This is a genomic window from Streptomyces purpurascens (genome assembly GCF_045040895.1).
GTDB lineage: Bacteria > Actinomycetota > Actinomycetes > Streptomycetales > Streptomycetaceae > Streptomyces > Streptomyces purpurascens.
This window is the reverse complement of the sequence record NZ_CP108341.1, coordinates 197,003-209,567: the sequence shown is the minus strand read 5'-3', so window position 1 is coordinate 209,567 and position 12,565 is coordinate 197,003. Positions and strand designations below refer to the sequence as shown.

Below are 12,565 nucleotides of genomic sequence, written 5' to 3'. Positions count from 1 at the left end.
GCTGTGCCTCAGTCGAACTTGCCGCGGCCGGTCAGCGCGTCACGCAGCCGGTCGACCATCCCCGTGCCCGGGGCCAGGAGCTTGTTCGCCGGAGGCTTGTCGGGGGCGGCCGGGTGGGGCCGGGTCGGGGCGGTCCTCTTCGCCTTGCGGACCTTGTCGCCCAGCTCGTTGAGCGTGTCCATCGGACAGGCCTGCCGCAGCGCGGGGAAGAGAGCCGCCTCCTCGTCCGCGAGGTGTGAGCGGATCTCGCTCATCAGCATGCCCATCAGCCGGTCGAAGTCGGCGTCGCCCGCGTCGCAGCCCTCCAGGTCCTTCATGATGCGCTCGGCCGTCGCGTGGTCGGCGAGCTCCCGGTCGGCGAGGGCGTCCCCGTTGGCCACGTGTTCGCGTACGGCCGGATACAGGTAGGCCTCCTCGGCCACCGAGTGCCGTACCAGCTCGATCGTGACCTGGTCCGCGTACACCTTGCGGTCCTGGTGACCGGACGGCAGCGCCTCGATCCTGCCGAACATCTCCTCGACTTCGCGGTGATCGGTCACCAGCTCGTCGATGACATTTCCTCCGTGTCCCATGTCCCTCACCTCCAGCCCCCGGGTCCCCCCGGCCCGAATGGGTTAACGCGCGGTCCCGAACAGGTCCCGCCGACGGCTCAGACGGGGAGCTTGGCCCGGACCCGGCCGGCCGCGGCGGCCGGCCCCGCGGTGGCACGGACGGAGCGGCGCACCAGTCCCGCGTCGTGCCGCAGGCCATGCGCGGCGTGGGTGCCGCGCCACAGCAGCGAGGGGCGGGCGCCGGTGTCGTCGGCGGCGATCAGCAGCCCTCCGAGCATGGACATGTTCTTGAAGAAGTGGATGCGCTGCTGGGCCCGTTCCGCGGGGTCCTCCGCCTCCCAGAAGCGGTGCGCCGCCAGCGTCGTGGGCACCAGCGTGGCCGCGATGGCCAGCGCGGCCGGACGCGGCATGCGCCCCGTGGCCAGCATCAGGCCCGCCACGACCTGTACGGCCCCGTTCAGCCGTACGACCTGCTCGGTGTGGTCGGGCAGCGCCGAGACACGTTCGGTGACCGGTTGTACGACCGGCTCGGCGACCGGGGCGACCTCCTCCGGGGCGCGGACGGAACTCAGGCCGCCCGTCAGGAACATCGAGGCCAGCATGGGGCGGCCGAGCACGCGCAACAGACTCATGGCCCTCTCCAAGGGTGTCGGTGGGTACAGCGCTCGCCGGGTTCCCCGTCAGGGGCGAAAGCACGCACCCGGTTCGCACTGCGGGGCTGATACGCGTGCGCCGGATGTTGAACAAGTGATGTAAATAAACCAATGGGTAAGTTGGCATGATTTGTCCCCATCAGGTGCACTAGAGGAGAAAGCATCCGCTTCCCCCAAGGAGATGGTGCAATGTCCCCCACCGACAAGGTCGCCAAGGAACTGACGGGCATCCAGAGCGCCGACATCGAGGCGGCACTCGACCCGGCAGAGACCGACGGTATCTACCGCGACAGCCGTGAGTGCGCCGCACTCGCGCTGTTCAAGGGCGGATTCGGTCTCCTCCTGTCGCCGCCCACCCCGCGCCCCAAGAAGGGTTGAGTGGATCGACAGGAGTAACCATGAAGCAGTCAGGCACTTCGTCTCTCTTGCAGGACGCGGTGCAGGACCTCGCTTCCGGCGTGGTCTCCGCTCTTCGGAGCGGAGACCACGCTCGTGCGGCCGCCCCCGTGGCGGTCGACCCGGAAGCGGAGGGCCTCGCCCTCGCGGCCGTACGTGTGCTGGGAGCCGACGCGTTGCTGCCGAGCATCCTTCAGCGCACCCCGCCCCCGCCCGACGAACTCGCCGTGTTCCGGAAGGCCGTGGAGACCTACCCGCCCGGCGCCCACGCCGCCCCCACCGTCGTGTGGAGCCACTGGGCCATGCTACGCACGCTGCGGCGGCTCGACCCGGGCCACATCGACGGCCCGGACGAAGAACCCGACGCCGCCTGGCTCGAGGGCGCGACCTGGCAACTCCTGACGCACCAGCTCGCGGTGCTGGCCGCCCTCGCCCTGCCAGGCGAGGACAGCGCGGTCGCCCGCGCGGCCGTGCACCGGCCGGTCGACGTCGCCCGCGGCTTCGTGCGCGCCGTACGCCGCAGAGACTGGCGGCAGGCGGCCGGCGCCGGACGCTGGCTCACCCTGCTGGACGGCGTACCGCGGACGCTGGGGCTGGAGAACGGCCTGGACTTCGTGGAGCTGATGGGCGGTCAGGACCCGCTCGTGGCACTGCAGGTGAAGGCCGCACGGCTGACACGGACGGGAGCGTTCGTGTGAGGGACGTACGGGGGCCACGGCAGGTGGCCGAGGACGCGCTGGCGTGGGTGTCCGCACATCGCGAGCGGTTCGCGCTGGGCGAGGACGCGCTGGCCGCCGACGGACAGGTGAACCGCAGCTGGAAACCGCTCGGGGAACTGGCCCAGGTGTGCGCGACCGTGTCCCGGCACACCGCGCCCCCGGATCCGCTCCACGCGTGCGCGGCCGACCTCATGACCTTCGCGTGGCAACAGACCGGCCGGGGAGAGCTGTTCGTGCGCCTGCAACGGCTGGAGCCCTTCGCCACCTACCCGTTGGAGGTGTACGCCGCCATGGCCGCCGCGGGCCTGCGGCACCCCGGCTACGAGGCGGCCACCGCCACAGTGGCCCGCACCCGCGGCTGGCGGCTCACCGAGCAGGAGCCCACCCGGCGGCTCGGCGTCCTGAACGCCGAGACACGCAGCGGCATCCGGCCCTCCGACGCGATGCCGCAGGCGCTGCGGAACACCTGGCTGGCCGGGCTGCCCGAGCCCTGGACCTTCGAGCAGTCCTCCGGCTACTCCCTCACCCACGTGGTCTTCCACCTCACCGACTGGGGGCGCGCCGGGCCCGGGGGCGTACCACCGGACCTGGCCGACTACCTGGCCGACTGGCTGCCGCCCTGGCTCGACACCTGTCTGGACGCCGGGATGTGGGACCTCGGCTGCGAGTTGCTGGCCGTGGCGGCGAGCCTGCCGCTGCTGCCCGAACCCGCCGTCCTCGACGACGCCTGGGCACGGGTCGCGGCGGTACAGCACCCCTCCGGCGCGATCCCGGAGCAAGGGGGCGGAACGGACCCCGACGGCGGCCCGGACTTCCTCTCCCACTACCACCCCACCCTCATGGCGGCCTTCGCGGCAATCCTGACCACAGGGCGTCTCGAGGACGGAGCCCGGGCAGGCACGCATCACCGGCCCGGCGGACAAGGAGTGCTGGGATGACCGACACCCGCCTGATCCACAACGTCGGAGCGGGCGCCCTGGAATGGCTGTGGGCCCACCGCGACGGATTCCAGCTGGAACCCGACGTCGACCCGGAGGTCGGCTTCCTGGAGCGCTTCAAACCCATCGGCGAACTCGCCATGATCTGCAAGGTGCTCTTCCGCGAGGGGGTCGCGGGATCGCGCCAGGCACAGCTGGCCCGGCAACTCCTCGACCACGCCTGGCGCGAGACGCTGGACGGCGGCCGCATGCTGGTGCGCGGGCAGCTCACGGAGCCGATCTCCCCCATCCCGTTCGAGGTCTACCTGCCCTTCAAGGAGCTCGGCTACAGCCAGCCGGAGGTGGAGCGGGCCGCCGCCCTGAACCACCGGCTGGAGAGCTGGGTGTCGTTCGAGGCGACCCCCACCCGCAGGCTCGGACTGTCCGCGTTCCAGCGCCGGTTCGGCCTCCCGCCGCGTCCTGCGGAGGCCGAACTGCGGGACACGACCTGGCTGGCCCGCACCCCCGAGCCCTGGACGGTGGAAGGGCACATCGCCTACGACGTCACGCACAACGTGTTCCACCTGACCGACTGGGGGGAGAACCCGGACGGCCTGCCGCCCGCCACCGCCGACTACCTCGCGACCTGGCTGCCCGTCTGGATCGACGACTGGCTGGACCTCGAGCGCTGGGACCTGCTCGGCGAACTGCTGGTGGTCGACGCCTGCCTGCCCCGCCCCACCCTGGACGAACGGGCCTGGGAGGGCTTCGCCGCCGCACAGCAGCCCGACGGCGCCATGCCGGCCCTGCGGACGATGCCCGAGGGCGCCCCCGACGAGGTGTTCGACATCGTCTACCACCCGACCCTGGTCGCCGCCTACGCCTCCGTACTGGCCACATCCCGCTCCCTGTCCCGCCTGGCACACGCCTCGTGACGACCCGCCGGCATGCCTGGCGGCAGGGCGAGCCGCGTGATGCCCCTTCTGTCGCACCTGTGGCCGCTCGCCCTGCCCCGGACGACGGGCCGCTCGGCGTGCGGCTCGCGGACGCCGTCACCGCGGCCGACGCGCCGGACGTCGTCTTCGCCCTCTCGCGGTACGGCCGCCGTACCGTCCGGAGCGGCGGTACCGCCCCGCCTCCGCCGCTTTCCCGAGAGGACCTGCGGTACGAGATCGGTTCGGCCGCCAAGACGTTCACCGGCCTGTTGCTGGCCCGGCTGATCCACAGCGGACTGCTGTCCGGCGGTGAACCGGCCGTCACCCTCCTGGGCAGGGGGCGGCCGACCGGTGCCGACCCGGTGACGCTCGCCCATCTGATCACCCACACCTCCGGGCTGCCCGCCCTGCCGCCCGGCTTCTTCCTCCGGGCCCTGCCCGCCTGGCACACCAACCCCTACGGTCGCTTCCCGGCCGCCCGGGTCGTCGACGCCTTCCTGCGTCACCGGCCGCGCCACCGCCCCGGCACCCGGTGGCGCTACTCCAACTACGGCGTCGCCGTACTCGGGCACGCGCTCGCCGCCGCGACCGGCACACCGTGGGAGGACCTGCTCACCGACCAGGTCCTGCACCCGATCGGCCTGCACGGCACGACCCTGCGCGCGGACGACTCCGGATTCGACGCCCTCGGGCACGGCAAGGACGACCGGTCACCCGTGCCCGCCTTCGACGCCGGAGGCTTCCAGGCGGCGGGTGCCGTACGCGCCACGCCGCACGACCTGCTCACCTTCCTCGAGGCCCATCTCGACCCCACCGGCCCGTCACCACAACTCACCGCGGCCCTGCGCGAGGTGCGCCGACCCGTGCTCCGCCGGGGCATCGGGCACCGGCACGTCCACACCACCGCCTGGTTCTGTCCCCCGACCGACGGCGGACCGATGTACTTCCACAGCGGAGCGACCCTCGGCCAGCAGGCGTTCCTGGGTTTCCGCCCCGACACCGGGACGGCCCTGGCCGCGGTGTGCACCCGCCGCTTCCGTGCCCACGACCCGTTCCTGGCCGGCGCGTACGCGCTGCTGACGGAGGAGTAGCGGGACCGGCCCGGCGCCGACGGCAGGTGCCGCGCCGGCGCCGGACGGCCCTGACCCATCGTCACACCCGCTGCCACAGGGCCGGAGTGCCGGTCGGCGCCCACGCGCCCTGGGCCTGGTGGGTCTGCAGGCACTGGTAGCGGACCCCGGCATGACTCACCGTGACACCGGCCTCGTAGACACGGCCGGCGGCCCACGTCTGCGCGACGCCCTGTGGTGCCGCGGCTTCGGCGGCGGCGGTCTTCAGGGTGAGGCCGAAGCCGCTGAGCAGCGGATTGATCGGCTGGTAGAGCGTCGTGCCCCCGCTCTTGCAGTCGCCCGTACCGCCGGAGGTCACGCCCTGCGCCTGGACGCCCGCGACGTAGGGCCCGCCGGAGTCGCCCGGCTCGGCGCACACCGTCGTCCGGGTCAGCCCGTCCACCCTGCCCTCGGCGTAGCTGACACTGGTGTCGTGCTGCTCGATCTTGCCGCAGTGCCACCCGGTGGTGGAGCCGGAGCGGCAGACGGCGGCCCCGACGAGCGCCTGGACCGACCCGGTGACCTGGACCTTCTGCTCGCCCTCGACCTTCACGTTCGGCGTGGTCGTCCACTGGTCGTTGACGGCCACCCACGACATGTCCTTGCCCGGGAACGTGGAGGCCTGGAACGTGCCCTGCTCCGCCTGGTTGAACCCCGTCGTCGTGGCGCCCTTCTTGCCGCAGTGGCCCGCCGAGGCGAAGCCCTGCTGCGCGCCCTTGGTGACGGAGAACCCGATCGAGCAGCGGGCGCTGCCGTTGATGTAGTAGGCGTCGCCGCCGGTGACGTCCGCCATGAGGCGCGGCCGGTCCGCCGTCACCGTGACGCCCACACTCTTGGCGTCGAGGCCCGCGGCCTTGACGAACGCGGCGGCCGCGGCCTTGCTCCGGGCCTGCACCGCGACCCGGTTCGCCGGGATGTCGACGTACCACAGGGGAGTGTCACGGGTGTTGGCACGGGCCGCTGCCCCGTCCAGCTTCCTCTTCGCCGCCTGGAGGTCCCGGAGCGTCTTCTTCACGACGGCGGCCTTGGCGCCCTGGGCCTTGATGGCGGGCACGTCCGCGGTGTTCGTGGTCGCCACCACGAGTTCCTGCGCCGTCGTGCCGCGCAGCCAGGCTCCGGCGAAGCGGTTGCCCAGGGCGTTGCGCAGCCGCCCCGCCCGGGTGCCCGCCTCCGCCTCGTTGACCAGGCGCAGGGACGCCTGGGCCGGGGTCAGCCCGAGGTCGCGCTCCAGGGCACGCAGCACCGGAGCCGACGGCCGGTCGGCGCCGAGGGTCTGGGCGGCCGAGGGCAGCGGGCCCGCCGGGGGCGCCGGCTCGGCCGCCACGGCGGAGGGGAGTCCGGTGGCGACGAGTGCGCCGAGCGCGGTCAGGGCCGCCCGGCGACCGGTCACGGCGTGTCTGTGGACCATGCGATGTGTCTCCTTCGATCACGGTGGAACTGCGGTACTGCAACCGGGCGTGTCACGCGGACTTCAGGCCGGGCGAACCCACCTCCGTGACGAAGGACGCGGTCGTCGAGACGGTGCCCCCGGGCTGCGTGATGGACGGGACGGTCCGGAAGTCGACCTGGGCTTTCGCGCGGCCCAGCTCGACCCGGACGTAGCCGCGCCGGCCGTCGTAGTACTTCATGTGGGGGTTGGCCCGCAGGTAGGTGTCCCAGTTGTCGGGCTTCTCGGTTCCGTTGCCGCCGCTGGAGATGGAGGTACAGGTGAACTCCGTGCCCAGCGTCCTGGACTGCGGGTCGTCGAAGTCGTCCTTGATGTCGAAGGCGTACCCGACGTGGACGTCGCCGGTGAGGACCATCCAGTTGTCGATGCCCGCGGCCTTCGCGCCCGCCGTGACCCGGTCGCGGGAGCCGCGGTAGCCGTCCCAGGCGTCCATGGAGACCCGGGCCGGCCCGGTCACGTCGAACTTGCGCTGTGAGAAGCACACCTGCTGGGGCATCACGTGCCACAGCGCGCCGGAGGCCCGCCAGCCGTCCAGCAGCCAGCGTTCCTGCGCGGCGCCGGTCAGGGTGCGGGCCGGATCGTCCGACTCGGTGCCCGGCGCGTGCGGCCGGTCGTCGTAGGCCTGGTCGGAGCGGTACTGGCGGGTGTCGAGGAGGTCGAACTGGACGAGCGACCCCCAGGCCAGCCGGCGGTAGAGCCGGGCGTCGGGGCCCTGCGGCAGCTGCTCGGCGCGCAGCGGCTGGTTCTCCCAGTAGGCCCGGTAGGCGGCGGCGCGTCGCGCCAGGAACTGCTCCGGGGACGTGCCGTTCTCGTCGAAGGCGCCCGCGTAGTTGTTCTCCGTCTCGTGGTCGTCCCAGGTGACGAGGAACGGGTGCCGGGCATGCGCGGCGCGCAGGTCCGGGTCGTTCTTGTAGAGCGCGTAGCGCAGCCGGTAGTCCGCGAGGGTGAGCGTCTCGCGGTTGAACACGTCGGGCAGCTTGCGGTCGCTGTAGCGGCGGGCTCCGCCGGCGGAGTCCACCGGGTACTCGTACAGGTAGTCGCCGAGGTGGAACACCACGTCGACGTCCTCCTCCGCCAGATGCCGGTGGGCGGTGTAGTAGCCGTCCTGATAGGCCTGGCAGGCCACGGCGGCCAGCCGCATGCCGTCGGTGGCGCTGCCCGCGGCCGGTGCCGTACGGGTCCGGCCCGTGGGGCTGATCCAGCTGCCCACCCGGAAGCGGTAGTAGTAGTGGCTGTTGGGCCTCAGGCCCTTGATGTCGACGTGCACGCTGTGGGCGTACTCGGGATGGGCCGTGGCGACCCCCCGCTGCTCGACGAGCGCGAACCACTCGTCCGTGGCCACCTCCCAGGAGACGGCGACCCGCTCCTGGCCCAGGCCGCCGTCCGCGGTGAACGGCTCGGGGGCCAGGCGTGTCCAGATCAGCACCGAGTCGGGCAGCGGATCGCCGGAGGCCACGCCGAGGGTGAAGGGGTCGTCGGAGACCCGGGCGGCGTCCAGTTCCGGAGCGGCGGTGGCGCCGCGGGCCGGCCGGTTGGTGGTGAAGGCGAGCATCGCCGCCGCCGCGGTGACGGTCAGGAAGCGGCGGCGGGCGACGTGCGGCGCCGCGGCGCGCAGTACCGCGTCGTGCGGGGAGAAGGCATGCTCGGACGGTGCTTTTCGACGGCCCGTCAGCGTCATCTGGTGTCCTCTCGTACAGGGCAGTCGGGCCCCGGGCGGACGCGTGGGGCATCGCCGACGTGCGGAGCGCGGAGCATGCATGCTAAGCAGACAAAATGCCTAAAGCGGGCGCGACCTGCGGGGCGTTCACACCAGAGGCCGTACGGGAGCAGCGCCTCGCGTCACCTGGCGCCGAACACGGAAGACGCCGCCGGCGTCGGCCGGCGGCGGAGGGGGAGCGGGAGAGCGGGGGCGGAGGCTAGCGGGCGGCTCGGGCGGCGGTCCCGGTGGTCGCGTGGTCACGGACCGGCAGGTGGTAGACGTGGAAGGCCCGCCCGATGACCGGCTGGGCGACATTGCGTACCCGTACGCCGCCGCTCGTCATGCCGTGTTCCGTGCCGGCGTGGGCGTGCCCGTGCACCGCGAGGTCGGCGCCGGCCGTGTCGATCGCCTCGGCCAGCAGATAGCTGCCCAGGAACGGATAGATCTCCAGGGGTTCGCCGGCCAGTGTGTCCGGGACGGGGGAGTAGTGGGTCAGAGCGATCCGCGCGTCACAGCCCTCCTCGCCGAGCTGCTCCAGCGACGCCCGCAGACCGTCGGCGCAGCGGCGCGAGTGCCTGACGAACTCCTTCATGACCGGCTCGCCGAACTCCCCGGCGCAGCGGCCGACGAAGCCGCCGCCGAACCCCTTGGTGCCGGCCACGCCGATACGCGCCCCGCCGCACGGTACGACCGTCCCCCGGCCCTCGAGGACCTGGGCACCGGCGTCCCTGAGCACGGCCGTGACCTCGTCGGGCTTGTCGTCGTGATGGTCGTGGTTGCCCAGGACGGCGACCACCGGGACCCCGAGGCCCTGGATCTCCCGGGCCACCACCCGGGCCTCCTCGGGGGTGCCGTGCCGGGTGAGGTCTCCGGCCAGCAGCAGGAGGTCGGCGCACTCGGGCAGGGTCTCGAACGCGGGGCGGAGCAGGCCCTGGCTGTCGGGCCCCATGTGGATGTCTCCGACGGCTGCGATGCGGATCATGAGAGTTCCTCCGCGCGGTCGGGGGAGGACGCCTCGGTGACCACGAGGTCGCTGTGCACCGGTACCCCGGCGAGCTCCTCGAGGGCGGTGCGCAGAATCTCGTCGCGGCAGGGGGCCGAGGGCACGGTGCCGGTGAGCAGCACCGTCCGGCCGCGGGCCTCGACCCGTACGCCCAGTTCACCGAGTTCGCCGGAGGCGAGGCGGTCCTGGAGGTGGGCGATGCGGTAGTCCAGGTTCTGCGCCGGCGGCGCACCGCCCGTGTCCTGGGAACCGTGGGTGCTCATGGGTGCTCCTTCAGATGACGTTCAGGCGCTCCAGGAGGAAGAAGAAGGCGGCGGGCATGGGCGCGTCCCCGCACTCGCGCCGTACCCGCTCCCAGTCGACCTTCTCCCGCAGGGCGCGCGCGATGGGCAGGGCGGCGCCGAAGTCGCAGTGGTGCTCGGAGAAGGCGGCGGCCAGGCTCCACAGCAGGTCGGTCGGGGCCAGCACGGGCATGCGCACCGAGTCGACCGAGATCTCCTCCGCGCGCTCCAGCATGTCCGCGCCGACCGGCCGGTCCGCCAGCTCGAAGATGATGTCGACGGGCTGGCCGAAACACGTGGCCTTGATCAGCCAGTCCTCCGGCGGCGTGTAGACGGTCAGCCCCGCGTCCCGGAGCGTGACCGCCACCGCCTCGGCGTCCTCGGGGCGGATGGCGAAGTCGACGTCGTGCCGGAGGTTCTTCTCGCCTCCGTGCGCGTAGGCGGCCACGCTCCCGGCCAGCGCGAAGAGATGCCCCTTCCGCTTCAGCAGGGAGCCGACCTGCTTGGCCGCCTCCAGAATCGGCTGGTTGCGGTCCAGGGGCAGTTCCTGCGGCGGCTCGCCGGCCTGCGGGTCCTGGGGTGGCGCGGGCTCGGTCCGGTCCGGGGCCAGTCGGAGGTCGGGTATCCCCGGCCGCCGGACGAGCGTCGCGTCATCACCGTTCTCCGTCATGACCACTCCATTCGCCGAACCGGACACTCCGCTGCCACGCGGCGCCCGGACCCGATACGGCCCGCGTGCCCGCTCTGAGTACCCGACGCACCCGCACCGACACGGACGGCTTCCGAAGAGGCCGGGACCGGGGGCCGCTTTCCGGTGATACCGACGGCGCCGGGCTACGGCAGCTGCTCGACCGGCGCGTCCTGGGCCGGAATCCTCCCGCAGCGGCCCGTGGGACCACGGCCGCCCCGTCCGCCCAGGTCACAGACGGGGCGCCCCGCCCGACCGGTCACCTGCCGCCCGGGTCGGTGTGCCACCACCGCGCACTCCCGGACGTGTCCCGCAGGGCGTTCGTCGCGCAGTGCACCTCTCCGCCCGCCAGGTGCGACCAGGCGAAGTTCTCCACCCAGTGCACGCGCACTCCGCCGGCGGCGAGGGCCTTCTGCGTGGCGGTGCGGAACAGGTCGCGGCCGCCCACCTTCGGCCCGTGCGGATCGGGCGCGGCGTAGTCCCGGGCGGTCAGGGACAGGCCGTTGGCGATGCTGGGGGAGTAGGCGATCGCGCCCATGGGCCCGTCCGCTTCCGCCCCGAGCGTCTTGTACAGCACCGGCACGCGCACCAGGTCGCGCCGGGACAGCCCCGTCTCCCGCAGCAGCACGGCGATCTGGTCGTCGACCCTCCGCGCCGCCTCCTCGTTGCCGGCGCGGAAGGCGTCGTCCGCCAGCAGGGCGTCGACGGTCGGCTTGCGCTCCGCGCTCGTGTCCGCGAACAGCCGCTGCCCGCCCTCCCCGGCGCGCTGGGCGTGCCGCAGCAGCGACACCGCCTGCCGGGGGTCGGCGACCGCCAGGGTCCAGCCGCGCTCGTTCCCGGCCCGCACGACGTGGACCGTCTCGTCCACATGGCCGACCAGCAGCCACGACGTGTCGATGGTGATGGCCGGCTGCCTGCCCTGCGCCTCGATCATCCGCACGAACGCCGGATCGGGTGCCCGGTGCGGGGCCGTGCCGTACAGCGCCCGCCCGTGCGGGTGACCCTCGTACGGCGGTACGGACTCGAAGTTGCCGGTGAAGTTCTGCAGGTCGACGCCGTTCGGCTCGCGTCCCGGCGTGAACTGCTGCACGACCCCGACGTCGGGTCCGCGGAAGTCACGGAAGAGCAGCCGGGCCGACCGGCTCAGGGTGGTCTTGCCGCCCTCGGGCGGCGCCCACAGCACCGGAGCGCGCAACAGCACCCGCATGCTGTGCACCCCTCCGCCGGGCGCCGGGACACCGGCCACGGCCGGTTCGACCATGTCCTGCCGCCAGATGTCCCGCCACCACTGCTCCGTACCGGCCGTGAAGCTCACGTCCCGCCGGGAGAGCCCCGCGGCGCCCGCCGCCCGTATCAGCGAGGAGGCGAACGGCCGCCACTCCCGCGGCCGGTAGACGTCGCCCACACCCCAGCGGCCGGGCGCGACACCGTGGCCCGGGCCCGGCCTGGCCGCGAGGACGCGCTCGGCACGCTGCAGATCGTTCTGGAACAGCACGGGCGCGACCTTCAGCCGCACCCGGTCGGACGTGGTGCGCCCGCGGTCGGTCACGGCGAGGGTGAGCGTGACCTCGCCGTCCCAGTGCCGAGGGTCGCGGACGATGTCGCGCCCCTCCAGGGCCAGTTCGGCACCGGCCCGCAGTTCACCGGCCGTCAGCGGTCCGCGCAGGACCCGCAGCGCCCCGTCGCGTCTGACGAACAGACGGACGTACGGCCGCTGTGCCGCCGCCACCTCCACTCGCCCCGACGCCTCGTCGCCGACCGGCGCCGGCGGAACGCGCAACGGGGCGAGATCCGCCTCGTCCCGCTCTCCGTTGACCCGCTCGTCCGCCCCGTCGTGGCAGGCCGCCAGCCGTTCGTCCACGGCCGGATCGATACGGTCCAGATCTCCGGGGCGCATCCGGCAGCGCCGCGCGTCGTCGTCGACGTTCGCGAGGAAGACCGCGCCACGCCCCGGCCGCCACCCCTGCTCGCCCGCCTCGTCGGACGTCCCCGCGACGTCCACGCGGCCGTCCTGGTTCACATCGGCGCGCAGGTCCGCGACGGTCGGCGGTTTCTGTGCGGCCGCAGTCGTCCCTGCGGCGGCGAGCAGCAGGGCCACGGTGGCCACCGCGGCGCGGCGCGGCACGCGCGGCCTCGGCGTTTCGGGCATGACGAGTCTCCTCGGGCA

General features: G+C 73.1%; 13 protein-coding genes. 5 read left to right on the top strand and 8 right to left on the bottom strand.

From position 1 onward, the window contains the following. Positions 1-8: 8 nt before the first annotated feature. Complete coding sequence (locus tag OHU35_RS00990) at positions 9-572, bottom strand: hemerythrin domain-containing protein (protein ID WP_189729789.1); 564 nt, start codon at positions 570-572, stop codon at positions 9-11. A gap of 77 nt (positions 573-649) precedes the next feature. After that, positions 650-1,183: a DoxX family protein gene (locus OHU35_RS00985; protein ID WP_405504200.1), complete on the bottom strand. Its 534-nt coding sequence runs from the start codon at positions 1,181-1,183 to the stop codon at positions 650-652. Between the two features lie 210 nt (positions 1,184-1,393). Between OHU35_RS00985 and OHU35_RS00980 the strand changes: the two genes are divergently transcribed. From OHU35_RS00980 to OHU35_RS00960, 5 genes are read left to right on the top strand one after another with little or no spacing between them, the layout of a single operon-like run. Then, entirely contained in the window at positions 1,394-1,582 is a 189-nt protein-coding gene (locus OHU35_RS00980; protein WP_189729786.1) for a hypothetical protein, read from the top strand. Between the two features lie 20 nt (positions 1,583-1,602). Next, on the top strand, positions 1,603-2,298 hold the full coding sequence (locus OHU35_RS00975; RefSeq protein ID WP_405504199.1) for a hypothetical protein: 696 nt from the start codon (positions 1,603-1,605) through the stop codon (positions 2,296-2,298). Further along, a complete protein-coding gene (locus OHU35_RS00970) occupies positions 2,295-3,257 on the top strand; it encodes a DUF6895 family protein (protein ID WP_405504197.1) in 963 nt (320 codons plus the stop codon). Before OHU35_RS00975 ends, OHU35_RS00970 begins: the two co-directional genes overlap by 4 nt. After that, complete coding sequence (locus OHU35_RS00965) at positions 3,254-4,171, top strand: DUF6895 family protein (protein WP_405504195.1); 918 nt, start codon at positions 3,254-3,256, stop codon at positions 4,169-4,171. Before OHU35_RS00970 ends, OHU35_RS00965 begins: the two co-directional genes overlap by 4 nt. A gap of 59 nt (positions 4,172-4,230) precedes the next feature. Next, positions 4,231-5,262 (top strand): serine hydrolase domain-containing protein, encoded by a 1,032-nt coding sequence (locus tag OHU35_RS00960; RefSeq protein ID WP_405504193.1) that lies wholly within the window; start codon positions 4,231-4,233, stop codon positions 5,260-5,262. Between the two features lie 61 nt (positions 5,263-5,323). On the opposite strand, the gene OHU35_RS00955 is transcribed toward OHU35_RS00960, so the two are convergent. The 6 genes from OHU35_RS00955 to OHU35_RS00930 form a co-directional block, all read right to left on the bottom strand. Next, positions 5,324-6,688: a carbohydrate-binding protein gene (locus OHU35_RS00955; RefSeq protein WP_405504191.1), complete on the bottom strand. Its 1,365-nt coding sequence runs from the start codon at positions 6,686-6,688 to the stop codon at positions 5,324-5,326. 52 nt (positions 6,689-6,740) lie between these two features. Then, on the bottom strand, positions 6,741-8,405 hold the full coding sequence (locus OHU35_RS00950; protein ID WP_359896252.1) for an alkaline phosphatase D family protein: 1,665 nt from the start codon (positions 8,403-8,405) through the stop codon (positions 6,741-6,743). A 238-nt stretch (positions 8,406-8,643) separates the two neighbouring features. Beyond that, complete coding sequence (locus OHU35_RS00945) at positions 8,644-9,408, bottom strand: metallophosphoesterase (protein WP_405504189.1); 765 nt, start codon at positions 9,406-9,408, stop codon at positions 8,644-8,646. Beyond that, a complete protein-coding gene (locus OHU35_RS00940) occupies positions 9,405-9,692 on the bottom strand; it encodes a BON domain-containing protein (protein WP_189729771.1) in 288 nt (95 codons plus the stop codon). The genes OHU35_RS00945 and OHU35_RS00940 overlap by 4 nt, the downstream gene beginning before the upstream one ends. Positions 9,693-9,702: 10 nt before the next feature. Further along, the gene (locus OHU35_RS00935) at positions 9,703-10,380 is read right to left on the bottom strand and encodes a nucleotidyltransferase family protein (RefSeq protein ID WP_359896250.1); all 678 of its coding nucleotides are present in this window, start codon (positions 10,378-10,380) and stop codon (positions 9,703-9,705) included. 277 nt (positions 10,381-10,657) lie between these two features. Continuing rightward, positions 10,658-12,547, bottom strand: a complete 1,890-nt coding sequence (locus OHU35_RS00930; protein ID WP_405504188.1) for a protein-arginine deiminase family protein — start codon at positions 12,545-12,547, stop codon at positions 10,658-10,660. Positions 12,548-12,565: the final 18 nt, after the last annotated feature.